A 26,179-nucleotide genomic window follows, 5' to 3' on the forward strand; every position below is an offset into this window, starting at 1 on the left:
GGCCAGACCGGGTGCTTTTATGTGAAATAAAAGCCGCGGGATGACAGAATGTCCCGCGGCTTTTTTCATTCATCTGCGGCCGGTCTGCGTGTGCAGAGAGCGCATGATCAGTCCGGTTCCCGAAAGGTTCAGTAAAATGCTTGCACCCAGCGTCATTCCCCAAGCAGCGTTTTGCTGAGGAAGCTGAATGCTCAGCTGCAGCAAGATCAGGCCGGTAACGACCAGCAAAAGTCCGGTTTGTTTCATGTGTATGTATCCTCCTTTGTACACTAAGTCATACGGCTGATCCAGGCCTGAAGTTTCAGCTGTATATAAAAAATCCAAGGCGGCTGCCTTGGATTTTTGTTAAGAAGATGTTTCTTCTTTTTGAGTCAGTTTCATTTTTTTCGTCATTTCCTTGCCGTCTCTGATAATCTTCACGTCAACGGTGCTGCCGACTTTCGTATTCTTGTAGAGAATATTGCGAAGTTCGCTGCCCGTGCCGGTTTCTTTCCCTTTTAAGCTGATAATGATGTCTTCTGCTTTTAATCCGGCTTTGGCAGCAGGTGAGCCCTGCGCCACTTCGCGAATATAAACGCCTTTATTCAGCTGTTTGCCGAAAAGCCCGAGTGTGCCTTCCTGATAGTTTTGGGGCACTTGTTCCAAGTCGATCATGCTCACGCCGATATAAGGGCGCTCCACCTGTCCTTTCGTGAGAAGCTCTTCGGCAATCGGTTTTACATCGTTGCTCGGAATCGCAAAGCCGATGCCTTCTACATCATTTTCACTGATTTTCATGCTGTTGATGCCGATGATTTTGCCGTCTGTATTCAAGAGCGGTCCGCCGCTGTTTCCGGGATTGATGGCGGCATCGGTTTGGATGACGTTGATGCTTGACTCACCGGCTGACGTAGAGATCGAGACGGTTCTGTTTAAGCCGCTCACGATGCCCTGTGTGACGGTGCGGGAAAGGTCTTTTCCGAGCGGATCACCGATGGCGATGACGGATTCACCCGTTCTGAGAGCGGATGAGCTGCCGAAGTTTGCCGTTTTTGTTACGTGTTTATCACTGATTTCTAAAACGGCCAAGTCTGTCAGAGAGTCGCTGCCGACGAGTTTAGCTGTTACATCGGTGCCGTCATATAATGACACTTTAAGGGAAGAGGCGCCTTCGACCACGTGGTTATTCGTAATGATATACGCTTTGCCGTTTGCTTTCTTAAAAATAACGCCTGAACCCGATCCCGTTTCCGCATCATCACCCGATGCATTAGAGTTTGAATCTGAGCTTGATCCGAATCCGAATAAATCGGAACTGCTTTGCTGCTTCTGCAGATTGGTGATTCCGACGATCGCCGGTGAAATGTCTTCCACCATATTCGAAATGCTGCTTGAATTTGCCGATGAGCTGTTTGCCGATTTGCCGCTGTCTGATTCAGAAGATGTCTGCTTGGCGGTTACCGATGACGTTTCCTGAGCGGGAGCCGGATTGGAAGTATCTTGAGTCTGATGGTCTCCAAGCGGCGTAAATGTATAGATGCCGAGGGCGAGCCCTCCGCCGATCACTCCGCCGAGAAGCGGTCTGAACCAGCCGAAGCTTCGTTTTTTCTTGTCCTCGTCAGGCGCGGAATATCCGGCCGGCTGCAGGTTTTCTTTTACTAAAAGGACTTCCTGTTCTTTGTGGTCTGTCCGATTTTCATCACGATAGTTATCCATCATGTTCACTCCGTTTCTCTATTTCATCATAGCATGATTTGCCTATTATTACTGACTCCATCTTAAACAAAAAGTGTGGGATAATAATGAAAAGATTGTGGGAAATTGTGAAAAAGACGAAATCGGACGGCGGCGCTTTATATTGACAATTTCCATCGGATTTGAAATAATAATGAGATATTATGTTCAATCCTTCACATGAAAAGATATGAAAAATTCTGTCAAGCTAATGGGGGAAATCTGTTAGCTTTTTCACTTTGTCAAATAGTAAGAAAGGAGCTGTCACATGAAAGAAAAACATCACTGGATCATTTCTCTGCTTGCTGTGCTGGCTGTCGGGCCGGGGCTGATGTCGAATACCGCTCTTTCGGCTGTCCAAAGCCTTGTCCGGCAGACGGTCGGCGGGGAAAACTTTGACTCTTTTCATCCGATTATTATCGGTAATATGGCATTTGCCTTATTCGTGCCGGCGGGGCCGTATTTAAGAAAAAGATTCGGCTCCCGGCCTGTCTATATGATTTCGATGGCCGCGGGTGTCATCGGAGCGCTCCTTGCTGCTGTGACAAATGATATTTATCCGCTCGCCGCGGGCCGTTTTTTACAGGGAGCTGCGGCGGGCACTATGCTGATGATTATGATTCCGATGCTGGTGCTTTCGTTTCCGATTGAGCGCCGGAATTACGCATTATTTGTGTTAATCGGCGGATTTTACGGGTCCGTCATTATGGGGACCGTTTTAGGCACGGCGGCGGCAAGCGCCGGCTATTGGCACTGGCTGTTCGGCATTTTTGGCCTGCTGTCTTTTTTCGGCCTCATTTTCAGTTATATGTGGCTGCGGGATGACGCTCATAAAAATGCTGAAAAATCTCCATTTGACGGCATGGGTTTTCTGTTAGCGGGTGTATCAGCCGTGCTGGCCGCCTATACATTTATTCATCTGCCGAAATGGGGCTTTTCATCATGGCAGATATTGGCGGGATTTGGAGGAAGCATTGTCATTCTTCTGATCTTGCTGACCATGCAGTACAGAAACGAACATGCGCTGATTTCGATTAAACTTATGCTCATTCCAAAGCCGATTCTGGGTGTTTTCATGATCGCTGCGGGCAGTATTTCCATAGCGGTCAGTCTTTCTGCATTTCACGGGGAGCTTCAGACCGCATATCATATGTCACAAACTCAACTGATATTCCTTTATGCGAGCCTTTTGGGAGGCGTGGCCATCGCCGCTGTCATCAGTGCATTAGCATATGATAAAGTCGGTCCGGGCATGCTCGGCATAACAGGCTCTGTTATACTGGTGTTCGTGAATTTCCAATGGATGACGGCGGATCATCATATACCGCTTATTCTATTTGCGGGGCTTTTCGTGATGCTGGCGGCCGGGACAGGGCTTATTGTGGCAGCCGGACTGATGGGAGCCGCGTTGGGCGGACCGCTTCCGGAACTGGTGAAACGCATGACGGCAGTTCAGTTTTTGAGGCTTTTCATTTATATGGGCGCACCTGTTTTAATAGGGTATTTTACGAAAAGAGATGCTTCCGGCACGCTTCGGGGCGCGCGCGGCACACAATCACCGCATGAGCTGCTGATGGGGACATACAGCGATTTGTTTCTTATTGCTTTCATCTTAAGCTTGCTTTTAGTGTGTTTATCATTTGTCATGAATGCGACCGGCATGGGACATAAGCTGGCGCATAAACCGCATGCCGTCCGTAAGCAGGCTGCTGAACAGCCTTCGCCGCAGGCTCCTGAACCGATCAGGCATCAGGTCATTCCCGATCATGAATACAGAAGTGCGGTCAGACAGTTTCAGCGTCATCATATAAGCAAAAACAGTATGTAACTATTTCTATCAGCAAACCCTTTTCCCGGTGAAAAGGGTTTGTTTTTTCCCATAATGGCAGAATGGTATATTGCATGTTTCATCCTTTTTTAATATAATTTGTTAGAATATTCATAATTTAATATCGAAATTTTAAGTAAAAAAGGAGGCATTACATGAAACTGTATCTATCTGTGGATATGGAAGGGATTTCCGGACTGCCTGATGAAACATTTGTCAATTCCCGCATGCACAATTATGAGCGCGGCAGGGTTCTGATGACCGAAGAAGCAAACTGGTGCATCGCAGAAGCGTTTAATAACGGATGCACGGAAGTGACCGTGAATGACAGCCACTCAAAGATGAATAATCTGCTCGCGGAAAAACTTCACCCTGAGGCAGAGCTGATTACGGGGGATGTCAAGCCGTTTTCCATGATGCAGGGGCTTGATGAATCGTATTCGGGCGTAATGTTTATCGGCTATCATGCGAGAGCGTCGATGCCGGGCGTTATGTCGCACAGCATGATATTCGGCGTCCGCCACTTTTACATAAATGATAAGCCGGTCGGTGAACTGGGGTTAAATGCCTATCTCGCCGGATTTTACGATGTCCCGGTCATCATGGCTGCCGGAGATGATTGCGCCGCAAAAGAAGCGGAGGAGCTGATCCCGAATGTGACGACTGCCGCCGTCAAACAAACCATTTCAAGAACCGCGGTCAAATGCCTGTCCCCTCAAAAAGCCGGACGGCTCCTGACGGAAAAAACAGCCTATGCGCTCAAAAATAAAGATAAGGTCAAACCGCTGACTCCGCCTGAAAGACCTGTATTAGGCATTGAATTTGCCAACTACGGACAGGCTGAATGGGCCCATTTAATGCCGGGCACAGAAATCATCCCGGGAACGACAATCGTTCAATTTCAGGCAAAAGACATGCCGGAAGCCTATCAGGCCATGCTCGTCATGACAGAACTCGCCATGAGAACAACATTCTGTTAAAGGGGTGAACGGCATTGCTGCGGTATTTTATCAAACGTTTTATCGCCATGATTATGACCGTCCTCGTCATCACCACTCTGACATTTGTCATGATGAAAGTGATACCCGGCTCGCCTTTTAACGAAGAGCGGGGCACAAACGAAGCGGTCCAGCGAAATCTCGAATCCTACTACCATCTGAACGAACCTCTTATCACTCAATACGCCATCTATCTAAAATCCATTCTTACCTTTGATTTCGGTCCTTCAATTAAAAAACCGTCAGACAGTGTAAACGCTATGCTTGAACGCGGGTTTCCGGTCTCATTTGAGCTTGGGATAACGGCGATCATCATCGCTGTTATTTCCGGACTCGCGCTCGGCATAATGGCCGCTCTCAGGCGCGGCGGCTTTCTCGACTATGCGGCCATGAGCCTTGCGGTGCTCGGGATTTCCATTCCGAATTTTATTATGGCTACGCTGCTGATTCAGCAATTTGCGGTTCATCTGAAATGGTTTCCGGCAGCTACCTGGACGAGTCCCGTCCACATGGTCCTGCCGACTGTTGCGCTTGCCGTTGGTCCCATGGCCATTATCGCGAGGCTGACAAGATCAAGCATGGCCGAAGTGCTGACTCAGGATTACATCCGCACGGCAAAAGCAAAGGGGCTTTCTCCCGTCAAAATTGTGATCAAACACGCATTGAAAAATGCTCTTATGCCTGTTGTGACAGTACTCGGGACGCTTGCTGCAAGTATTTTAACGGGCAGTTTCGTCATCGAGAAAATTTTTGCCATACCGGGAATGGGCAAATATTTCGTAGAAAGCATCAATCAGCGAGATTACCCGGTCATCATGGGAACGACCGTATTTTACAGTGTGATTCTGATCGTCCTGCTGTTTCTGGTTGATTTGGCATACGGCCTGTTAGACCCGCGCATAAAACTTCATAAGAAAGGGTGATCCTGATGAATCTCCCGCAAGAAACGGTAAAACACACAGAAGTGCCTGATGACTGGTTTCAGCCGGGCGCGGAAAGAAAGGGTGAAACCGAGTCGGTCAAGCGTCCGAGCCTGTCTTACAGTCAGGATGCGTGGCGGCGGCTTAAAAAGAACAAATTGGCGATGGCCGGCCTTGTGATATTATGCTGCCTGTTTCTATCGGCTGTGTTCGGTCCGCTGATATCACCGCACAGCGTGACAAGGCAGACGCTCGCCGAGCAGAATCTTCCGCCGTCTTTTTCACACTGGTTCGGAACCGATGAACTTGGCCGGGACGTGTTTACAAGAACGTGGTACGGAGCGAGGATCTCTTTATTTGTCGGTGTGATGGCGGCGCTGATCGACTTTTTGATCGGCGTCATCTACGGAGGCGTCGCCGGATACAAAGGGGGCCGGACAGACAGCGCCATGATGAGAATCATCGAGGTTCTCTACGGGTTGCCGTATCTGCTCGTTGTCATTTTGTTAATGGTGCTGATGGGGCCGGGGCTCAGTTCCATTATCGTCGCTCTGACCGTGACGGGATGGGTCGGCATGGCGCGGATTGTCAGAGGGCAGGTGCTGAGGATGAAGCATGATGAACACGTATTGGCTTCGAAAACGTTTGGAGCGAAAACATTTCGGATCATTAAGAAAAATCTGCTGCCGAATACGATGGGAGCCATTATTGTCCAAATGACGCTTACGGTGCCGGCGGCGATTTTTGCGGAATCATTTTTAAGTTTTCTCGGACTCGGCATTCAGGCGCCGTTTGCAAGCTGGGGAGTCATGGCAAACGACGGGCTGCCGGCGATTTTATCAGGCCATTGGTGGCGGCTGTTTTTCCCCGCTTTTTTCATTTCCTTGACGATGTACGCGTTTAACGTACTTGGAGACGGCTTGCAGGACGCGTTAGACCCGAAACTGAGGAGGTAGGAAAAATGGCGCAGCAAGTTCTTTCTGTTCAAAATCTGCATGTTACTTTTTCAACATACGGAGGCACTGTAAAAGCCGTCAGAGGCGTCAGCTTCGATTTATATAAAGGTGAAACGTTTGCGATCGTCGGTGAATCGGGCTGCGGAAAAAGCGTGACGTCACAAGCCGTGATGGGTCTTCTTCCGAAACATTCGGCAAAGATTGAATCCGGAAGCATACAATTTAAACAGAAAGACCTTTGCCAAATGTCGGATCGGGAAATGCGGGCAATCCGGGGGCGCGATATTTCTATGATCTTTCAGGACCCGATGACGGCGCTCAATCCGACTTTGACCATAGGGGATCAGCTCTCAGAAGCGCTGTTGGAACACCGCGCCATGGCAAGAAAACAAGCTGAATCCGAAGTTCTCGCCATGCTGGATCTGGTCGGTATCCCGGACTCGAAATCCCGCCTGAAGCAGTACCCCCACCAATTAAGCGGGGGCATGCGGCAGCGGATCGTGATTGCGATGGCTCTGATCTGCGAGCCGGAAATTATGATCGCCGATGAACCGACAACGGCTCTTGATGTGACGATTCAAGCACAAATCCTTGAATTATTTAAGAAGATTCAAAGAAAAACAGGCGTGTCTATTATTCTGATCACACACGATCTCGGCGTCGTCGCTCAGACCGCCGACAGAGTCGCCGTCATGTATGCGGGGAAAATCGCCGAAATCGGCACGAGGCATGATCTTTTTTACCGTCCGGCTCATCCATACACAAAGGGGCTGCTTCGTTCAGTGCCGCGGCTGGATATGGAGGATAGTGAGCTGTCGCCGATTGACGGGACGCCGCCTGATTTATTCGATCCGCCGCCGGGCTGCCCGTTTGCCGCCCGCTGCCCGGACAGGATGATCGTCTGTGAAAAGGTATACCCGGCAACAACCGTGAAATCCAAAAGCCATATCGTCAACTGCTGGCTTCAGGATCACCGTGCAGAGCGGCTGAAGCAGCAGCTGACGGCAGCAGAGGAAAAAGGGGGATTGAAATGAAAAAGAGATGGGCGATCGGTGTGATTGCTGTTGTTTCGTTTGCTCTGATGGGCTGTACAGCCAATGAACAGGCGGGGACAGAACCCGGCAAAGCAAAAGAACAGGGGGGTGAAACGGTGCTGCGGCTCAATAACGAAAATGAGCCGACCTCACTTGATCCGCCGATCGGATTTAATAATGTTTCCTGGCAGCCGCTGAATAACATCATGGAAGGATTGACGAGGCTCGGAAAAGATAATAAGCCCGAACCGGCCATGGCGGAAAGCTGGAAGGTGTCCGCTGATAAGCTGACATATACCTTCAATATCCGGGATAACGCCGAATGGACAAATGGCGATCCCGTTACGGCGGAAGACTTCGTGTACGCCTGGAAACGGATGCTCGATCCGAAAACGGGCGCATCTTCCGCTTTTCTCGGCTACATGATCAAAGGCGGGGAAGAATTTAACAGCGGAAAAGGCAAACAAGAAGACGTGAAAGTCACGGCAAAAGATAAAAAAACGCTTGTCGTCACATTGGCGGCACCGCAGGATTATTTTCTGAGCGTCGTGTCCAATCCGGCGTATTTCCCGATTAATGAGAAGGTCGCCAAGGCTGATCCGAAATGGTTCACTGAAGCAAAAACTTTTGTCGGCAACGGGCCGTTCAAACTGACGGAATGGAAGCATGACGACAGCATGACGATGGTCAAAAACGAGACATATTGGGATAAAAAGACAGTGAAACTGGATAAAGTCACATGGGCGATGGTCAGTGACCGGAATACCGACTATCAGATGTTCCAGTCGGGGGATTTGGATACCGCCTTTGTGCCGGCAGAGCTGAGCGAGCAGCTGATGGGAGGAAAAAATGTCCGCACGTGGGATCAGGCCGGACTCTATTTCTATCGTTTTAACGTAAAAATGGAGCCGTTTCAAAATGAAAAGATCAGAAAAGCGTTCGCGGCAGCGATTGATCAGAAAGAAATCACGGATTATGTGACCAAAAACAGTGAAAAGCCGGCACATGCCTTTGTATCCCCAGGATTTACTCAGCCTGACGGGAAAGATTTCCGCGAAGCGGGCGGCAGTTTATTAAATCCGGATGATTCAGAAGCCAAAAAACTGCTGGAAAAAGGCATGGCAGAAGAGCATTATGACAAGCTGCCCGCCGTTACATTGACATACAGCACAAAACCGGAGCATAAGAAAATAGCGGAAGCGATTCAGCAGAAGCTCAAAAGTGTGCTCGGTATAGACGTTAAGCTCGCCAATATGGAATGGAACGTCTTTTTAGAAGAGCAGAAAGGACTGAAGTTCCAGTTCTCTCAAAGCTCATTTTTACCGGATTACGCAGATCCGATCAGTTTTCTTGAGGCTTTCCAGACGGATAATTCCATGAACCGCACCGGCTGGGGCAGCGCGGCATACGACGGCTGCATCAAGCAGGCAAAACAGGAAGCCGATGCCAAAAAACGTTTTGCGCTCATGCATAAAGCGGAAAAACTGCTCATGAACGAGGCTCCGATCATTCCGATTTACTTTTACAATCAGGTGCATCTGCAGAACAGCGGCGTGAAGGGCATTGTCCGGCACCCCGTCGGTTACATTGATCTGAAGTGGGCGGAAAAGTCCTGATCTTACAGCGGAAACATATGCCGCTCTTTTGCCGATAAAGGAGCGGCGTGTTTCACTTTTCAATCCGGAAAGGAGATTGAAAAAGTCATGAACCATAAACCGAAAGCACTGCAAAAAGGCGACACGGTCGGTGTGATTGCGCCCGCAAGCCCGCCTGAGAGCGGGACGCTGCAAACCGCGCTGCTGTTTTTAGAGAATGAGCTTGGCCTTCAAGTGAAACTCGGCCGGGCGCTGAAGACCCGTCACGGCTATTTGGCGGGAGAAGACCGGGCGCGTCTCGATGATCTCCATGACATGTTTAGTGATCAGAATGTCAAAGCGGTGATATGCGCGTGCGGAGGATTCGGCACTGGCCGTATTGCCGCCGACATCGATTTCGGATTAATCCGCCGCAATCCGAAAATTTTCTGGGGATACAGTGATATCACGTTTTTACATACCGCCATTCATCAAAATACGGGGCTCGTCACATTTCACGGTCCGATGCTGAGCACAGATGTCGGGCTTGAAAATGCTGATCCCCTGACAAAAGCGTCGTATCATCAGCTTTTTACAGAAACGGAATTTACCTATACGGAGGACATTTCTCCCTTAGAGGTGCTGACAGGCGGAAGGGCCGAGGGAGAGCTTGCAGGCGGCAACTTGTCGCTCATTACGTCCACACTCGGCACGCCGTTTGAAATTGATACAAAAGACAAATTGCTGTTTATCGAGGATATTGATGAGGAGCCGTATCAAATCGACAGAATGCTGAATCAATTAAAGATGGCCGGAAAACTGTCAGACGCAGCCGGAATCCTGGTCTGTGATTTTCACCAATGCGAACCGAAGCATAAAGAAAAGTCGCTTACTTTAGAGCAAGTGCTGAACGATTACATTGTCAAATCAGGGAAGCCCGCGCTCAAAGGCTTTAAAATCGGCCATTGTTCACCGAGCTTCGCCGTTCCGATCGGAGCCCGCGCGGTTATGGATGCGGCGGCCAAAGCGGTAACGATTGAATCGGGGGTTTCCGGAAGGGAGTGATCAGGCGTGAGGATTACAGATATTCAAACGGGACGGATGTCCGTGCCGCTGAAAAAGCCGTTTAAGACCGCTTTACGCACGGTTTACAATGCTGAATCGGTCATTGTGAAGCTTACTTTTGACAACGGTCTGACCGGCTGGGGCGAGGCGCCGCCGACGGTTGTCATTACAGGCGACAGCGCGGCCGGTATTGAAAGCGCCGTCCGCGATGTGCTGAAGCCGGCTCTCTTGGGGCGGGGCCTTTCCGGCATGGAAGCCGTTTTGTTTGATATTAGCCGGCTGTTGGAAAGAAATCAAAGCGCAAAAGCCGCGGTGGATATGGCTGTATATGACGGATGGGCGCAAATGCACGGACAGCCGCTTTACCGGCTTCTCGGCGGCTATCGGAATACACTGGAAACAGATTTTACCGTCAGCGTCAATTCTCCTGAGGAGATGGCGGGGGATGCAGACCGTTATGTGAACAAAGGATTTCATATTTTAAAGGTAAAAGTCGGCATAGGTGACATATCGGACGATGTTGCGCGGATTCAGGCGATCAGATCACGTGTCGGCGGAAACGTCAAACTGAGATTGGACGCGAATCAAGGCTGGACGCCGAAAGAAGCCGTGACTGCGATCCGAAAGATGGAAGACGCAGGCCTCGGCATTGAGCTGGTCGAGCAGCCTGTTCACAAAGACGATATCGCCGGGCTGAAGCAGGTCACAGATGCCGTAGACACGCCGATTATGGCGGATGAGAGCGTCTTTACCCCCCGTCAGGCATTTCACGTGCTGCAGACGAGAAGCGCCGATTTAATTAATATTAAGCTGATGAAAGCGGGCGGCATAAAGCAGGCGGAAACAATCAATGCGATGGCGGAAACGTGCGGCGTGGAATGCATGGTCGGCAGCATGATTGAGACCAAGCTCGGCATCACCGCCGCGGCCCATTTTGCCGCGGGCAAACGGAATGTGACGAGGTTTGATTTTGATGCGCCGCTTATGCTGAAAGATGATTTGATTCAAGGCGGCATCACATACAGCGGCAGTCAGATTACGATTCCCGACGAACCGGGTCTCGGCATTACCGGTGTGTCGATACAAGAGGGGGCGAAAAGATGAGAGCAGCCGTTACAGCGGCGGCAGCCAACGTATGGACGCTGCCGTCATCTCCCCGTTCGTATGATGCGCCGATGCTTGAAAACCCGCCGCAGATCAGAAAATGGTTAGCGTCTATGGGATATGAAGAGCGGCTGCAATTATGCACAGACAATCTTGTCCAAACGCAAGCGCTTTTCGGGGAAGAGGTGATCATTCTCAAAGAGGAAGGGGAATGGGCTTTTGTCGCCGTTCCCGGCCAGCCTTCAAACAAGGATGTGCGCGGATATCCGGGGTGGATGAAAAAAAGCCAGCTTTCAAAAGACGGCTTTCATGCATCTTCCCCCGCCGTATGGATTACCAAACCGACAGCTTTTTTATATCACACAAACGGCAAACCGGACTTGGAAGTAAGTTTCTTAACGCGTCTTCCGGCATCAGGACGTGAGAAAGGCTTTTTCCGGGTGGTGACGCCGCTCGGAGAAAGGTTCGTAAATGAAGCTGACGCAGACGAGTGCCGGCATACGGAAGGACGGGCGGCCGATGTCATCGAAACGGGCATGATGTTTCTCGGGCTTCCGTATTTATGGGGAGGACTGAGCGGTTTCGGGTTTGACTGTTCCGGGTTTATGTATTCGATATTTAAAGCAAGCGGCTATACCCTTCCCCGTGATGCAACGGACCAAGCAAAAGCCGGATGCGGCGCGGCGGTAAACGATATCCTGCCGGCTGACCTTTTGTTTTTCGCCTATGAAGAAGGAAAAGGCGCGATCCACCATGTCGGTTTGGCGCTGGGAGACGGCCGAATGCTGCACTCCCCGAAAACGGGAAAAACAATCGAAGTGCTGTCTTTGGAAGGAACCGTCTATGAAAAAGAATTATGCACCGTACGCCGCTGTATAAGCGAAAAGGGGGAATAGAAAATGACGGCATCTCCGCTCCTTGAAGTCAGCGGGCTGAAAATGCATTTTGACGCAGGAAGAAAGAAAGCCGTAAAAGCAGTCGACGGTGTCAGCTTTCACATTAACAGAGGGGAAACATTCGGACTTGTCGGAGAATCGGGATGCGGTAAATCGACGCTCGGAAGGGTTATTCTCCGTCTGTATGACCCGACGTCCGGTTCGGTATCATATGAAGGGACGGATATACACCGTGCCGCGGCAGAACAGCGGTCGGTCTTCTTCCGCAAGCTGCAGATGATTTTCCAAGACCCTTACGCCTCGTTAAATCCGCGCCTGACCGTAAGGGAAATTATTATGGAGCCGATGGAAATACACCATCTTTACAATACAAGAAAAGCCCGTCTGATGATGGCGGATGAACTGCTTGAAGCTGTCGGGCTCCATCCGGATTTCGGCAGCCGGTATCCCCACGAATTCAGCGGCGGACAGAGGCAGAGAATCGGGATTGCCAGAGCGCTCTCTCTGCATCCCGAATTTATCGTGGCGGATGAGCCGATTTCCGCGCTGGATGTGTCGGTACAGGCTCAGGTCGTCAACCTTTTAAAAAGGCTTCAGAAAGAGAAAGGGCTGACATTTTTATTTATCGCTCACGATTTATCAATGGTCAAGCATATCAGCGACCGGATCGGCGTGATGTATTTGGGCCGCATGATGGAAATTACAGAAAGCGCTGCGCTTTACCGGGAACCGCTTCACCCTTATACGAAGGCGCTTTTATCCTCAATCCCGATTCCTGATCCGCTTCTTGAGGACAAGCGTGAACGGATTATTCTGAAAGGGGAGCTGCCGAGCCCCCTTAACCCGCCGAGCGGCTGTGTATTCAGGACGCGGTGTCCTGAAGCGATGGAGCTCTGCGGTAAGATAACGCCTGAGCTTGAAGAAGTGAAGGCGGGGCGTTTTGTCGCCTGCCATTTATACAAAAAAGAAAGCTGACAATATAAAGTCAGCTTTCTTTTTTAATTAAACCTGATGCAGAAATGACACGCAGACCGGATACGGAACCGGAATGTCAGATTGAAGCAGAGTCAATTTGCCTGTTTCCGGGTCGCGTTCAAACAAAACCAGATTTCCCGTTTCTTCGTTTGACGCGACAAGGAATGTCTCGGAAGGGTCAAACGCGAAATCACGCGGCCAGTTTCCTTCTGTCGGCACCCATTCAAGAAGAGACAATTCGCCGGAATATTGGTTGATCTTATAGATGGCGATGCTGTCATGTCCGCGGTTGGCGGCATAAAGAAATCTGCCGTCTTTAGATATGCGGATCGCGCTGCCTTGCGATTTGTCCGTAAAGCCTTCAGGCAAAGCGGAAATGACCTGCAGCTCTCTGAATTCACCTAAGGTCGGGTTGTATTCAAGCGCGATGACTTCATTACTGATTTCCGTCATGACATAGGCGTATTTTTCCGCCGGATGGAAAACGATGTGGCGCGGCCCTGAACCCGGTGCGAAAGAGTGAGTTTTCACCTCTGTGAGCGAACCGTTTTTCATTTGGTAAGTATAAAGCGTATCCGTCCCTAAATCGACGGCTGCAATGTAGTTATGCTCAGGTGTATAGCCTGCGAAATGGGTATGCGGTTTCTCTTGTCTTTCATGAGGACCTGTTCCCGTATGAGCGGCTTCGGCAGCCGGCTCCCGCAGACTTCCGTCTTCATTGACGGGAAAGGCGTGCACTTTTCCGCTGTGGTAATTAGCGGTTAACACATATTCATGTTTATCATCAGTGCTGACGTGGCATGGAGACGGGCCTTCAATCAGCTGGTGGTTCACAAAAGTTAATTCCCCGCTGTTCTGATGAATCTGATAGGCTGCGACGCCGCCTTTTCCGTCTGCCTTTTCAATGGAATACAGCATGCTGTTATCAGAATTCGGAGTGACGTATGTCGGGTTGCCGAGCTTTGCTGCCAGCTTCGGACGGTTGAGCCGTTTCGCTTCTGTATCAAGTTCAAAACAATAAATGCCTTCGCTTCCGCCTTTTGTATATGTTCCCGCGTATCCTATGTACTTAGCCATTCGGTTTCCCCCTTTAGAGTCTTGTCTTCTCTATATTAACGTATCTTGAAGGAAACTGCCTTGTAAATGTTTAAGATGTTCTGACAAGCGGCAAGGTGCAGCAGCGGAAGGAACCGCCTGATTTAATAATTTCGGAAAACTCGGTTTCAATGACTGTATAACCTCTTTTTCTGAGCTCGCGGTTCGTATGACGGTGCTGCGGCAGGCTGATAATTGTCTGATTGCCGATTGACAGGATATTAGGACCGAGCGTGAATTGCTCTTCTTCAGGCACTTCTATCATCTCAAAACGTTCGGCGAGAAGATCAATTTCTTCCTGCCGCAAGCCATTTTTGCAGTATAGCGCCTCCGTTTCCGAGATCATATTAAATACACAGTCCAAATGTAAGAAATCTTCCTTGAGAGGGATCGGCACAACCGTCATCTCCGGCAGCGCCTCCCGCAGCTCCCGGACAGCCGCTTTATCCGTGCGCTCGCTCAGCCCGGCGTAAACGGTGCCGTCTGCGATCAAGATGTCGCCGCCTTCAATGTTCGCTTTTTTCAGTCGCGTATAGGGGATTTTCTTATTGTCAAGCAGGTTTTGAAACACTTTTTCTTCTCCCTGCCGGACTGAAGCCGCCATGTTTGAAATAAACGCCGTCTCGCCTAAGACAAATCCGATATCCCGGGTGAATACCTGCTCAGGCAATGCGGGATCGGCAGGCAGCAGGACGACTTCAATCTGATGAGATCTTAAAATGTCAATAAACTCACTATGCTGTTTGAGGGCAACGGGTATGTTAATATTTTCTTGTTTGAAATGTTTCTGCGTTCCGTTAATAATATCCTTGATGGCCATGTGTTCCGGCCGGCATAAGATGACTGTCTGCAAAGCATCAAACTCACTGCGGCAAGCCGGTTTCCGCGTGGATTTGGGAATGGATACGTCCATGTGATATCCTCCTATCGGTATTCAATGTGCGTTTATTATTCCCGGATGTGATGAATAATGAAACATTTATGAGAGAATATCTAACCAACTTAATATTAAAAATTTTAGACAAAACGGTCAAAGTATTGTTTAATAGGGTACAGATGAATGAGTCAAAACGACCAGACACCAAAGGGGAGTTTAAATAATATGAAGTTGCCAGAATCAAGATTTTGCAAAGAAACAAGGGTTGTTAAAACAAGCAGGGTTTTTCCGCTTGATACGAATAATCACAATACGCTGTTTGGCGGAAAGCTGATGAGCTACATTGATGATATCGCTTCAATTTCCGCGGCCCGCCACTGCCGGTGTGAAACAGTCACGGCCTCAATGGATTCTGTAGATTTTTTGCGCCCCATCGGCCAACAGGATTCCGTATGCCTTGAATCTTACGTCACATGGGTCGGCACATCGTCTATGGAGGTGTTTGTCAAAGTCATTAAAGAACATCTGATGACGGGCGAACGCGAGCTTGCGGCAACGTCGTTTCTGACCTTTGTCGCGCTTGATTCAAACGGGAAATCGGTACCCGTTCCGCGGATCGTGCCGGAAACCGAGGAAGAAATCATGCTTCACAATACGGCCGTTCAGCGCGCCGGAGAACGAAAAAACCGCTTAAAACACAGCAAGGCCCTGGCCGAGGCGCTCGGAACAGATAAACCTTGGTAATCATCAAACCGCTTTTTTAAAAAGCGGTTTTTTTATGCTGAGAAAGGACTTTTCCTGCCGGATCCATAATCTATTACAGGGAAAGGAGACGTGGCGTGCATGATGAAACATAAGTCTTCCGGCACCATCCTGACAACCGGGCGTATCCGTCTGCGGACTATGCGGGATGACGATGAAGAAAATTTGTACGGGCTGTTTACCGACAGAGAGGTCATGAAATATTATCCTTCTCTTAAAAGCAGACGGGAAACGAAGGAATGGATTGCCTGGAACAAACGATTGGCCAAAGGATACGGCGTCAGTCTTTGGATCGCAGAGGATAAAGAGACGGGCGCATTTCTCGGTCAATGCGGAATCGTTCCGCAGACGGTAAACGGAAACACTTTGATGGAAATCGGCTATATGTTTGCCCGCCGCCGCTGGGGCTGCGGCTATGCGACAGAGGCGGCGAACGCCTGTCTGGACTACGGTTTTCATACGCAGCAATACGGACGCATAGCGGCGCTGATTGATCCGGAAAACGCTGCCTCCGTCCGTGTCGCGGAAAAAATCGGTATGGTGCCCGGTGAGACCGTTACCAAATGGGAGAGGCAGCTGACGGTTTTTGACATCACATCTGACGTTGAACGTTTCGGCGAAATGTAGTATGATACGAACAGACATGTTTTCTAGGGTTCCGCATGTTTATACATGGCCTGGTCCGAGAGAAAACACATATGCGGACATATCCCGCATATGCACACGGAGGGAAAAAAGCCCGGGAGAGTCAATCTCATGTGAGACGACTATCCGGGCTTTTTTGTATTGTCCGGATACAGAAAGGGTGAAGAACATGAAATGGGGTTTAGTGGTCATAGCGGCCGTATTTGAAGTGGTATGGGTCACCGGCCTGAAACATGCTGATTCGGCACTGGCGTGGAGCGGCACGATTGTGGGAATCATCATCAGTTTTTATCTATTAATCAAGGCGACAGACAGCCTGCCCGTAGGAACGGTATATGCGGTCTTTACCGGACTCGGGACAGCGGGCACCGTGCTCAGTGAAATCCTGCTTTTCAAAGAGCAGGCCGATCCGGTGAAAATCGTGCTGATCGGCGTTTTGCTGATCGGTGTCATCGGATTAAAGCTGGTCACACAGGATAAGCCTGAGACGAAGGAGGAGAAGGCGTAATGCATTGGATCAGCCTGATAGCCGCGGGTCTTTGTGAAATGCTCGGGGTCATTTTAATGAATCAATTTCAAAAAGAAAAGAAAGTCAAATGGATTCTTTTCATTATCGCCGGATTTGCGGCTTCTTTTTCCCTGCTTTCTTATGCGATGGAGACGATCGCGATGGGCACGGCCTATGCGATCTGGACCGGTATCGGCACGGCGGGCGGCGCATTAGCCGGCATTCTTTTCTACGGCGAGCAGAAGGATGCGAAGCGCATCTTTTTCATTGCGCTTATTTTATGCGCTGCCGTAGGGCTGAAAATTCTTTCGTAAATTGATTTTTATCAAATCTTCAGTATAATCTATTAGTAAGTTACGAATTATGAAGATACGAGGGATTAAAACAGATGAATTCATATATGACACAGCGGCTGAAAGAATACCGCCGCGGGAATGAGGAAAAAGGGCGCCTGCTTGTCAGCTGCCCCGACCAGCCGGGAATTGTATCGGCCGTGTCGGCGTTTTTGTTTGAACATGGCGCAAACATTATTGAATCAAATCAATACACGACTGACCCTGAAGGCGGACGGTTTTTTCTTAGGATCGAATTCGACTGCAAGGGCATTCGTGAGAAAAAAGAGGACTTACAGCAGGCGTTCGCCTCAATCGCCCAGACATTCGGCATGACATGGAGCCTGTCTCTGGCAAGTGAGCTGAAGCGGGTGGCGATCTTTGTATCGAAGGAGCTGCACTGCCTTCATGAACTGATTTGGGAATGGCAAAGCGGCAATATGATGGCCGAAATTGCGGTCGTTATCAGCAACCACGAAGAGGCCAAAGAAGTGGTTGAACCGCTGAATATTCCGTTCCATTACATGAAAGCTAACAAAGACATCCGCGCCGAAGTGGAGCGGCGCCAGCTTGAGCTGCTGGAGCGGTATAAGATTGATGTGATCGTTCTTGCCCGCTACATGCAGATTTTGACGTCTGATTTTGTATCTGCCCATCCGAATCGGATTATTAACATCCACCATTCATTTCTGCCGGCCTTTATCGGCGCTAATCCGTATAAACGGGCTTATGAGCGCGGAGTGAAATTAATCGGCGCGACCTCTCACTATGTGACGGACGATCTTGATGAAGGGCCTATTATTGAACAGGATATTGAACGCGTCGATCACAGAGATCACGCAGAGGATCTGAAGAATATCGGCAGAACGATTGAGCGGAGCGTGTTGGCAAGAGCCGTAAAATGGCATCTGGAAGACCGCGTCATCGTTCACGGAAACAAAACGATCGTATTTAATTAATGACGGTCCGCCGGGGAGGCGGACTGTTTTTTATGGATGAAAATGTCTTGACAAGAACCTGTTTTCTTTGCATAATATAAAAAAATCATTGAGCGTTGAAGAGGATCAGTACGCAGAACTTTCTGTGACAGAGAGCAAAATGGCCCGCTGAAACATTTTGCCGCATGAAACCTGCCGAACCTGCCTTGGAGTCCTGAGGGGAAAACTCAGGCGCGATAACCTGGCGTTACAGGAAAGCGGGACGCGTGAAAAACGCGTTCAAACAAGGTGGTACCACGGAAAGCCCATTTCGTCCTTATTTTTCAGGACGGAATGGGCTTTTTTTATTGACGAGAGCCGGTTTGGATTGATTGCCACGGAGGAGAAACGATGAAAAAACAAAGAATTGTTGTGAAAATCGGGAGCAGCTCGCTCACCAACAGTAACGGAAGTATTGATGAAGCAAAAATCAAGGAACATACGGAAGCCATTTCTTTATTAAAAGAAAACGGGCATGAAGTGATCCTCATTACCTCAGGCGCGGTGGCAGCGGGTTTTTCCGCTCTCGGCTATCCGTCGCGACCCGTTACGATAAAAGGAAAGCAGGCAGCTGCCGCAGTCGGCCAGACACTTTTAATGCAGCAATATATGGACCATTTAAAAAGATACGGTCTGACGCCGGCACAAATTTTATTAACAAGAAATGATTTCTCAAAAAGAGAGCGGTACAGAAATGCCTATGCCACTGTAATGGAACTTTTGGAGCGGGGAGTCGTGCCGATTATTAATGAAAATGATTCCACATCAGTCGAAGAGCTGACGTTCGGTGATAACGACATGCTGTCGGCGCTTGTAAGCGGTTTGATTCATGCAGACCAATTAATGATTCTCACAGACATTAACGGGCTGTACGATGCCAATCCGAATGAAAACCCGGACGCAAAGCGGTTCGACTATCTGAATGACATCACACCAGAATTGCTCGGATATGCCGGATCAGCAGGCTCAAAGGTCGGCACCGGAGGCATGAAGTCAAAACTTCTCGCCGCCCAGACCGCATTGTCGCTCGGGGTGAAGGTATTTATCGGAACCGGCTCCGGACGGGAAAAACTGATGGGAATTTTAGACGGAAAAGGCGACGGCACTTATATCGGCGATAAAGACCTGTCCTCAGTAAATAATACACGGCAATGGATCATGTTTCATTCTCCGATATCAGGGGAAATCATCATTGATGGGGGAGCGGAGCAGGCGATGATTCATAACGGGTCAAGTCTCCTCCCGGCCGGCGTCGCCGATGTCTGCGGCAGTTTTCCGAAAGGGGCCGTAGTGGAAGTCAAAGGGCCCGGCGGCATTATCGGCAAAGGGCAGACGCAGTACTCATCCGATGAAATTTTAGAAGCCAAAGGGAAGCGGAGCGACCAGCTTTCAGGAACGAAGCAGGTGGAAGTGATTCACAGAGATGATTGGGTGAATTTATTTGACGAGGGGGAACACAAATGAGTGAAGTATTGCAAAAAGCAGCCTTGGCAAAAGAAGCGGCTGCCGAAATGGTCATGAAAACGACGGCTGAAAAAAACGAAGCGCTCCAATGTATTGCAGACGGACTCAGAAACGAACGCCGGCTGATTTTAACAGAGAATCAGAAAGATATTGAAGCGGGACGGAACAGAGGACTGACACCTGACATTATTGACAGGCTGACTCTTGATGAAAAACGCCTGCTCGATATCGCGGACGCCGTGGAACTGCTGATCGGTCTTGAAGATCCCGTCGGTGAATCGCTGGAGACCATTCAAAAAGAGAATGGATTATCCATTGAAAAAATCCGCGTGCCCCTTGGAGTAGTGGGCATGATCTATGAGGCCAGACCGAACGTTACCGTAGACGCGGCCACACTCTGCCTGAAAACCGGAAACGCGGTTGTGCTCAGAGGAAGTTCTTCCGCCATCCACAGCAACATAGCGCTTGTCAGTGTGATGAAACGCGCACTGGGGCTGTCAAAGCTTCCGATTGATGCCGTTCAGCTCATAGAAGATACAAGCAAAGAAACCGCCAAACAGCTCTTTACATTAAATGACGGGCTGGATGTATTGATCCCGCGCGGCGGTAAAAATTTAATTGATCTTGTGGTCAGGGAATCAACCGTACCCGTTTTAGAAACCGGAGCGGGCAATTGCCACGTGTACATAGATGAGTCAGCAGATCCTCAAATGGCAAGCGAGGTCGTCATCAATGCCAAAACACAGCGTCCTTCGGTCTGCAACGCGATTGAATCTCTTTTGATTCATGAAAAATGGGCCGAAGAACACGGACGAAAGCTGCTGAATCAGCTGACAGAAAAAGGGGTGGAGCTCCGAGGAGACCAGGTGATTTGCAGACTGGAGCCTCAAGCGAAACAAGCAGAAGAAGCCGATTGGGGAGCGGAGTATCTGGCGCCGATTCTCAGTGTGAAAACGGTGCAGGACGTACAGGAGGCGGTCCGCCACATTCAGCAGTACGGCACAAACCATTCAGAAGCCATTCTGACGGAGAACGCCGAGCATGCGGCTTACTTCCAGACCGCCGTTGACGCCGCCGCCGTGTATCATAATGCTTCAACCCGGTTTACGGACGGTTTTGAATTCGGATACGGAGCCGAAATCGGCATCAGCACGCAAAAGCTTCACGCGAGAGGGCCGATGGGGCTTCCGGCGTTAACATCTACAAAAATCATCATCAAAGGAAACGGACAAATCCGCGTATAATCTTTTAAGCTTATCCTTCAAAAAGGGTAGGCTTTTTTTATGCGGAAAGATTGACGGTTTCTATTATATTGTGTAAAATTAAATTGTACACAATATAATAGAGGTGAATTCACATGACAAAACCATTATTTACTGCAACCGTATCAGCCGCCGGCGGACGTGAAGGGAAAGTCACGTCTTCTGACGGAGTGCTGAATCTTGATGTTGCCATGCCGGGAACGCCAAGAGCAAAAAAGCTCGAACATGCTACAAACCCTGAACAGCTGTTTGCCGCAGGATATTCAGCCTGCTTTGACAGCGCTCTTCAGCTCGTAGCGAGAAAAGAGCGTCTGAGTATTGAAACAGAGGTCACTGCGCATGTCAGTCTGCTGAAAGATGAAGCAGACCAAGGATATAAACTAGGCGTTACGCTTGAGGTCAAAGCATCCGGCATTGATAAACAGGAGCTTGAAGCCCTTATCCAAAAAGCGCACGGTGTCTGCCCGTATTCAAAAGCGACAGCGGGAAATATTGAAGTGAAGCTTCTGGCAGCAGAATAAAAATAAGGATGCCCATTCGGGGCATCCTTATTTTTTGCCGTGCAGCGTATTCAAAACCTCATAAAGCGACTGCTTTAACTGCTTTAATTCCTCTTTTGACCGTCCCGTCTGTTCCAGCATGGCAATGGGAATATCCGCCGCTGTTTTCTGCAAGGCCCGTCCTTCATCTGTGAGCCTGATCGTCACGGATCGCTCGTCTTCAGCCGACCGCTTTCTCATGATGATTCCGTGCTGCTCCATCCGTTTCAGCATCGGTGTCAGCGTTCCGGAATCCAGGTACAAAAGCTCACCCATCCGTTTCACATTCAGTTCTTCGTGCTCCCATAATAAAAGCAGCGCCAAATATTGGGGATAAGTTACATTGAGCTTATCAAGCAGCGGTTTGTACCGTTTCGTCATTTCCCTTGAGCTTGCGTACAGCAAAAAACAAAGCTGATTCTCCAGTTTCATATGTTCAAAATCTTTTTCTGCCATTACTTCTTTCACCAACTCTTTGTTTGTTAACGTTACCCCTATTGTAGCCGAAAAACAGTCCATTTCCTATTCCTCATGTTTAAAAATATGAGCAGGGGCAATATATACAGTAAGTACAATGAGGAGGCTGATAATAATGGCATTATTTACTTCAAAAGCGACCGCAGTCGGCGGACGAGCAGGACATATTAAATCCGAAGACGGGGTGCTGGATTTTGACATCATCATGCCGAATGCAAAAAAAGACGGAGAAACCGGCACAAACCCTGAACAGCTCTTTGCGGCAGGATATGCTGCCTGCTTCGGGGGAGCGCTTGAGCTCGCCGCCCAAAAACAAAAAATCGACATGACCTCTGAAATTGAAGGACAGGTCAGCCTTTTAAAAGATGAGAGTGACGGAGGTTACAAAATCGGCGTAACGCTCGTCATTGATACAAAAGATCTTGACAAAGAAACGGCGGAGAAGCTAGTGCACGCCGCTCACGAGTTCTGTCCGTATTCAAAAGCAACAAGAGGAAATGTAGACGTCAAACTTGAATTAAAATAAATCAACGAACGAATATCCCGGATTTTATATCCGGGATATTTTATTAACGAAAACATCAGTAATGATCTCTTCTCTCCCGGAATAAGAATACGATATAGCACTTTTGCATAATGACACCAAGAGAAAAGAGGGAGAAATCGATGTCTCTTCCAAACATACCGAACATCACCCCCGACATTACACTCTCCAGATGTGAGACCCTGAACCTCCTTCTTTCATCCGTGGCTATGGAAGAAATCGGACTATCCCATATTCTGCAGGCGGAAGCGGAAAGGATTCAAATGTTTCTCGGCGCTTCCGGTGATCCCTCCTTGGAGGAATTGTCATCAATCAATAGAAGCACTGAACGGCTCCTGCGCACCGTCATGAAATCACAACTCCTTTTGCAGACGAAGCTTGAGGACATTATCTTCTTACAGGATTCTGAAGTCTGTATGGACCCGGACGACCCAAGCAATCCGAGTAATCCGGGCGATCCTGATGACCCGTGGAATCCGGACGACCCGAGCAATCCGAGTGATCCGGGCGATCCTGATGACCCGTGGAATCCGGACGACCCGAGCAATCCGAGTGATCCGGGCGATCCTGATGACCCGTGGAATCCAGACGATCCCAGTGATCCGGAAGATCCGTGTGACGGCCTGTTTTACGGCCGCATTGGCTGCTGTGAGTGCGGGGATTGTGAGGACTGCGGTTGGAAGAAAAAAGGCGGGGAGCGTTCATAAAAAAGAGACGGGTGAAGCATATGCCGTATCCAAGCATCTCAAAAGCGAAACAGGCATCTTTTGAAGCCTTGCATTGTCTCACGATGGCGCTGTTACATATATTATCTGTGACCGTGGATAAAAGAAGGGGTTCAAATTACAAAGAAGAAATCAGGCTGTTCTCCGCATTGTGCCGCTGGCAGATGGAAACAGGCGGCCGTCTGTTTTTAATGATCAGCTTGGAAGAAGAGCAGAAGCAGATGTATGAGCGGCACTTTCTTGAAATGAAGACAGTTACGGAACGAACGAAAAAATTCATTTCTGAAAGCCCGCGCGAATTCCGGGCGCATCCGATTACGAAGCGGGCTGTCAGGCAGCTTCAGGAATGGAATACGGAAACTGCCGAACCTGCCGTCAGATGGGTGCGGCCTGTCATCATCACGATGAACGGCACTCCTGAACGGCCTTGGTTCAATCAACAACTCCAACATCGGGAAAGGTGAGAAAATGAGCGGAAATGCTGAATGTAAACTGACTCTTTGCATGATTGTGAAAAACGAGGAGAGATACATCTCCCGTTGTTTATCAAGTGTACAAGACATCGTTGATGAGATCGTCATCGCAGACACCGGATCACAAGATAATACAAAAGATATCTGCAAAAGCTTTCAGGCAAGAGTGTTTGATTTCGAATGGGAGAATGATTTCGCAAAGGCCAGAAATTACGCCCTGCAGCATGCCGAAGGAGATTGGATTTTAGTGCTTGACGCGGATGAAGAGCTCGATCAGGAGACGGGCCGTTTTTTAACTTCGCTGCTTCATGACGGATTACCGAGCCGGGGCCTTTTGAAAATCATCAATTATACGGGGAAGCAGCTCGATGAAAACGAAGCGTTTGAAAGCATGCAGCCGAGACTGTTCCGCAATCATAAAGGCCTTCTGTATCAAGGCAGAATTCACGAGAATATCTCGGCTTCCAATGAGGAAGAAAACAATGCTTTTTTCACGCTCCCATGTGTGATTCATCACTACGGCTACTTGGAGCAGGAAGAAAAGATCAAGCAAAAACATAAACGGAATATCAGCATTTTAAATGAAGAGCTTTCAGAGGAAAATCCTGATCCGTGGCTTGTCTATCATTTGGCAAGTGAATGCTACAGAATCAAAGACTATGAAAAAGCATTACATCTTGTCAACGGCTCAATTTTTCAATTTTTAAGCGAAAAACGAATGCCTCCGTCTCTCCTGTATTATTTGAAATATACAATATTGCTTGAGCTCAAACGGTATGAAGAAGCCGAACAAGGGATTGAAAAAGTGCTCAAGCTATATCCTGATTACAGCAATCTTCATTATTATAAAGGCCTTGTATTATATCATTTGGAAAAGTACAGAGCGGCAATCAAAGCATTTGAAAACGGAACGCAGGTTGAAGGAGAAAATGCTGATCACTTCATTTTAAAAGGTGCCGCCGATTTCAGAGCCTTTTATTATATGGCGAAATGCCATGCTGCATTAAACCATGATATGACGGCCATCGCTTACGCCAAAAAATCCGTGAAGTTCAATCCTCAATTTAAACCCGCGAAAGAACTTCTGTCTCAATTAAAAAAGGATCAGCGGACAAACGCCTGATCCTTTTTTTGCATGTTCCATTAAGATAATCGAATAATGTTTAAAGCTGCACCGACGCTTCCTCCAAGCAATGTGGCCGCACCCAATAATCCGAACAGCTGAAGCTGGATGGTGCTGCCTGCTGGCAAAGTCACAATAAAGGAGTTATTAAAGTTTGCCAAAGACGCGACCGGGGCGATAATCGAACTTGCAGGAGGAGTGCCGTTGATTAAAATACGCGAACTTACAAGCAAGCCGGCCGTTAAATTAATATGGTAGGAAATATAGTACCGTCCTGCCGGAGCAACGGTAAATATGGTATTTGCGGCATTAGCCGTAATATCTGCCGAAAGGTTTTGTTCATTCGGTAAGGAAATGGCCGTGCCGCCGACAATAACTGCGACAACACCGCCGCCCGTATTGCTCGCATAGCCGGAAGTTGCTGTCAGACTTGTTCCGGTGCTTCCGGTCGGTCCCGTGCCGCCAGTAGCGCCGGTGCTTCCAGTCGGTCCGGTGTCGCCAGTAACGCCGGTGATTCCGGTCGGTCCGGTAACTCCAGTAGCGCCGGTGATTCCCGCCGCAGCTAAAAGAGTATAGTCAGCTGAGGCTCCAGGGGTTCCCGCCGGGCTGTTTACGTTCACGACATAGGAGCTTCCGTTATACAAGACAACCTGTCCGGGTGTATAAGTAGGGGCAATCAGCGGATTAAAAGCGACAATCCCTTGAAGACCCGTACCGGTGACCCCCGTCGGTCCGGTCGGTCCGATTGCTCCCGTAGGTCCTGCGGGCCCGCCGGCTGGTCCCGTCGGCCCCGTAGCACCAGTCGGTCCCGCCAATGTAGGGATATTTGAGATACTGTCCAATTTTGAACCGAGAAGAAGCTCCTGTTTCATTAAGCTGTCAAGCGTATCCCGGACGCTCTCATTCAGGTTAAGAATATCCGCAAGACTTGACGGGGGCCCTGTTAATCCGGGAATCGTTCCGAGCGCGTATTGGATTTTTTCCCCTTCCGCATTCAGAATATGTGCCATTCCCAGCTCTTCCATAGCAATTGACGAAAGAAGAAGGTTAATGGTATCGTCTCTGGAAAGTGTAACGACAGGGGTGATATTGGGCAAATTAGGCTGTGACACAATGTCCCTCCTTATGAGTTGGCTGAAAATCATTTTATTACGAACAAAGTTCCCCGAAATGAGCGTAAGCAGTACTGTATCAGTATATTCACTGATTCTGTCCAAGTTTCTGAATGGATTCCCTTCATTAACCAATTGAGCGGGTTATACCGCTGTTTTTGATTTCATCATATATGAAGGAAATACTTTAAATATAGAGAA

28 protein-coding genes, 1 riboswitch and 1 other annotated feature are annotated in these 26,179 nt (G+C 49.0%); of the genes, 22 read left to right on the forward strand and 6 right to left on the reverse strand.

Going from position 1 to position 26,179, the window contains the following annotated elements; translation table 11 throughout:
* Positions 1–69 precede the first annotated feature (69 nt).
* Entirely contained in the window at positions 70–246 is a 177-nt protein-coding gene (locus AC1RRX_RS05435; RefSeq protein WP_014417532.1) for a hypothetical protein, read from the reverse strand.
* 99 nt (positions 247–345) lie between these two features.
* The gene (gene htrA, locus AC1RRX_RS05440) at positions 346–1,695 is read right to left on the reverse strand and encodes a serine protease HtrA (protein ID WP_186302950.1); all 1,350 of its coding nucleotides are present in this window, start codon (positions 1,693–1,695) and stop codon (positions 346–348) included.
* Between the two features lie 286 nt (positions 1,696–1,981).
* On the opposite strand from htrA, the gene AC1RRX_RS05445 reads away from it, so the two are divergent.
* The 10 genes from AC1RRX_RS05445 to AC1RRX_RS05490 all read left to right on the forward strand — a co-directional run bounded on the left by AC1RRX_RS05445 (position 1,982) and on the right by AC1RRX_RS05490 (position 13,063).
* Positions 1,982–3,541, forward strand: coding sequence for an MFS transporter (locus AC1RRX_RS05445; protein ID WP_144464003.1), 1,560 nt, complete (start codon positions 1,982–1,984; stop codon positions 3,539–3,541).
* Positions 3,542–3,696: 155 nt separating this feature from the next.
* Positions 3,697–4,521 carry a D-aminopeptidase DppA gene (gene dppA / locus AC1RRX_RS05450; protein WP_007407248.1) on the forward strand — a complete coding sequence of 275 codons (825 nt, stop codon included), beginning with the start codon at positions 3,697–3,699 and terminating at the stop codon, positions 4,519–4,521.
* 14 nt (positions 4,522–4,535) lie between these two features.
* Entirely contained in the window at positions 4,536–5,462 is a 927-nt protein-coding gene (locus AC1RRX_RS05455; RefSeq protein ID WP_007610853.1) for an ABC transporter permease, read from the forward strand.
* A 5-nt stretch (positions 5,463–5,467) separates the two neighbouring features.
* Entirely contained in the window at positions 5,468–6,415 is a 948-nt protein-coding gene (locus tag AC1RRX_RS05460; RefSeq protein WP_003154782.1) for an ABC transporter permease, read from the forward strand.
* 5 nt (positions 6,416–6,420) lie between these two features.
* Positions 6,421–7,449 (forward strand): ABC transporter ATP-binding protein, encoded by a 1,029-nt coding sequence (locus tag AC1RRX_RS05465; protein ID WP_144464002.1) that lies wholly within the window; start codon positions 6,421–6,423, stop codon positions 7,447–7,449.
* Positions 7,446–9,065, forward strand: a complete 1,620-nt coding sequence (locus AC1RRX_RS05470) for a peptide ABC transporter substrate-binding protein (RefSeq protein WP_144464001.1) — start codon at positions 7,446–7,448, stop codon at positions 9,063–9,065. The genes AC1RRX_RS05465 and AC1RRX_RS05470 overlap by 4 nt, the downstream gene beginning before the upstream one ends.
* 87 nt (positions 9,066–9,152) lie before the next feature.
* On the forward strand, positions 9,153–10,088 hold the full coding sequence (locus tag AC1RRX_RS05475) for a S66 peptidase family protein (protein ID WP_144464000.1): 936 nt from the start codon (positions 9,153–9,155) through the stop codon (positions 10,086–10,088).
* A gap of 36 nt (positions 10,089–10,124) precedes the next feature.
* A complete protein-coding gene (locus AC1RRX_RS05480; RefSeq protein WP_258566464.1) occupies positions 10,125–11,192 on the forward strand; it encodes a dipeptide epimerase in 1,068 nt (355 codons plus the stop codon).
* Positions 11,189–12,088: a C40 family peptidase gene (locus tag AC1RRX_RS05485; RefSeq protein ID WP_144463999.1), complete on the forward strand. Its 900-nt coding sequence runs from the start codon at positions 11,189–11,191 to the stop codon at positions 12,086–12,088. Before AC1RRX_RS05480 ends, AC1RRX_RS05485 begins: the two co-directional genes overlap by 4 nt.
* A gap of 3 nt (positions 12,089–12,091) precedes the next feature.
* Positions 12,092–13,063 carry an ABC transporter ATP-binding protein gene (locus AC1RRX_RS05490; protein ID WP_144463998.1) on the forward strand — a complete coding sequence of 324 codons (972 nt, stop codon included), beginning with the start codon at positions 12,092–12,094 and terminating at the stop codon, positions 13,061–13,063.
* 27 nt (positions 13,064–13,090) lie between these two features.
* On the opposite strand, the gene AC1RRX_RS05495 is transcribed toward AC1RRX_RS05490, so the two are convergent.
* Positions 13,091–14,140, reverse strand: a complete 1,050-nt coding sequence (locus AC1RRX_RS05495; protein WP_144463997.1) for a lactonase family protein — start codon at positions 14,138–14,140, stop codon at positions 13,091–13,093.
* 70 nt (positions 14,141–14,210) lie between these two features.
* A complete protein-coding gene (locus AC1RRX_RS05500; protein WP_015239707.1) occupies positions 14,211–15,071 on the reverse strand; it encodes a dimethylarginine dimethylaminohydrolase family protein in 861 nt (286 codons plus the stop codon).
* 189 nt (positions 15,072–15,260) lie between these two features.
* Between AC1RRX_RS05500 and AC1RRX_RS05505 the strand changes: the two genes are divergently transcribed.
* The 8 genes from AC1RRX_RS05505 (at position 15,261) to AC1RRX_RS05540 (ending at position 21,506) form a co-directional block, all read left to right on the forward strand.
* Entirely contained in the window at positions 15,261–15,779 is a 519-nt protein-coding gene (locus AC1RRX_RS05505; RefSeq protein ID WP_003154772.1) for an acyl-CoA thioesterase, read from the forward strand.
* Positions 15,780–15,878: 99 nt separating this feature from the next.
* The gene (locus AC1RRX_RS05510) at positions 15,879–16,424 is read left to right on the forward strand and encodes a GNAT family N-acetyltransferase (RefSeq protein WP_021493807.1); all 546 of its coding nucleotides are present in this window, start codon (positions 15,879–15,881) and stop codon (positions 16,422–16,424) included.
* Positions 16,425–16,436: 12 nt separating this feature from the next.
* A riboswitch (guanidine-I (ykkC/yxkD leader) is annotated at positions 16,437–16,545 on the forward strand.
* A 66-nt stretch (positions 16,546–16,611) separates the two neighbouring features.
* Positions 16,612–16,950 (forward strand): DMT family transporter, encoded by a 339-nt coding sequence (locus tag AC1RRX_RS05515; RefSeq protein WP_015239709.1) that lies wholly within the window; start codon positions 16,612–16,614, stop codon positions 16,948–16,950.
* Entirely contained in the window at positions 16,950–17,264 is a 315-nt protein-coding gene (locus AC1RRX_RS05520) for a DMT family transporter (protein ID WP_007407235.1), read from the forward strand. The genes AC1RRX_RS05515 and AC1RRX_RS05520 overlap by 1 nt, the downstream gene beginning before the upstream one ends.
* Positions 17,265–17,338: 74 nt before the next feature.
* Positions 17,339–18,241, forward strand: a complete 903-nt coding sequence (gene purU, locus AC1RRX_RS05525) for a formyltetrahydrofolate deformylase (protein ID WP_007407234.1) — start codon at positions 17,339–17,341, stop codon at positions 18,239–18,241.
* 86 nt (positions 18,242–18,327) lie between these two features.
* Positions 18,328–18,541, forward strand: a binding site (T-box leader).
* A 69-nt stretch (positions 18,542–18,610) separates the two neighbouring features.
* The gene (proB, locus tag AC1RRX_RS05530) at positions 18,611–19,723 is read left to right on the forward strand and encodes a glutamate 5-kinase (RefSeq protein WP_007407233.1); all 1,113 of its coding nucleotides are present in this window, start codon (positions 18,611–18,613) and stop codon (positions 19,721–19,723) included.
* On the forward strand, positions 19,720–20,967 hold the full coding sequence (proA, locus tag AC1RRX_RS05535; protein WP_012117384.1) for a glutamate-5-semialdehyde dehydrogenase: 1,248 nt from the start codon (positions 19,720–19,722) through the stop codon (positions 20,965–20,967). Before proB ends, proA begins: the two co-directional genes overlap by 4 nt.
* A gap of 113 nt (positions 20,968–21,080) precedes the next feature.
* Positions 21,081–21,506 carry an organic hydroperoxide resistance protein gene (locus AC1RRX_RS05540; RefSeq protein WP_007610880.1) on the forward strand — a complete coding sequence of 142 codons (426 nt, stop codon included), beginning with the start codon at positions 21,081–21,083 and terminating at the stop codon, positions 21,504–21,506.
* 27 nt (positions 21,507–21,533) lie between these two features.
* Here AC1RRX_RS05540 and AC1RRX_RS05545 read toward each other — a convergent pair whose 3' ends face one another.
* Positions 21,534–22,043, reverse strand: a complete 510-nt coding sequence (locus tag AC1RRX_RS05545) for a MarR family winged helix-turn-helix transcriptional regulator (protein ID WP_012117386.1) — start codon at positions 22,041–22,043, stop codon at positions 21,534–21,536.
* A 73-nt stretch (positions 22,044–22,116) separates the two neighbouring features.
* On the opposite strand from AC1RRX_RS05545, the gene ohrB reads away from it, so the two are divergent.
* From ohrB to AC1RRX_RS05565, 4 genes are all read left to right on the forward strand, one after another.
* The gene (gene ohrB / locus AC1RRX_RS05550; RefSeq protein ID WP_003154758.1) at positions 22,117–22,527 is read left to right on the forward strand and encodes an organic hydroperoxide resistance protein OhrB; all 411 of its coding nucleotides are present in this window, start codon (positions 22,117–22,119) and stop codon (positions 22,525–22,527) included.
* Positions 22,528–22,667: 140 nt separating this feature from the next.
* The gene (locus tag AC1RRX_RS05555; RefSeq protein ID WP_032871298.1) at positions 22,668–23,252 is read left to right on the forward strand and encodes an alpha-helical endospore appendage domain-containing protein; all 585 of its coding nucleotides are present in this window, start codon (positions 22,668–22,670) and stop codon (positions 23,250–23,252) included.
* Between the two features lie 20 nt (positions 23,253–23,272).
* Entirely contained in the window at positions 23,273–23,734 is a 462-nt protein-coding gene (locus AC1RRX_RS05560) for a hypothetical protein (protein WP_080129844.1), read from the forward strand.
* Positions 23,735–23,738: 4 nt separating this feature from the next.
* Complete coding sequence (locus tag AC1RRX_RS05565) at positions 23,739–24,866, forward strand: glycosyltransferase (RefSeq protein ID WP_144463996.1); 1,128 nt, start codon at positions 23,739–23,741, stop codon at positions 24,864–24,866.
* A 20-nt stretch (positions 24,867–24,886) separates the two neighbouring features.
* Here AC1RRX_RS05565 and AC1RRX_RS05570 read toward each other — a convergent pair whose 3' ends face one another.
* Positions 24,887–25,978, reverse strand: coding sequence for a BclA C-terminal domain-containing protein (locus AC1RRX_RS05570; protein WP_144463995.1), 1,092 nt, complete (start codon positions 25,976–25,978; stop codon positions 24,887–24,889).
* Positions 25,979–26,179: the final 201 nt, after the last annotated feature.

It is taken from the genome of Bacillus sp. GW821-FHT11D08, assembly GCF_058808515.1.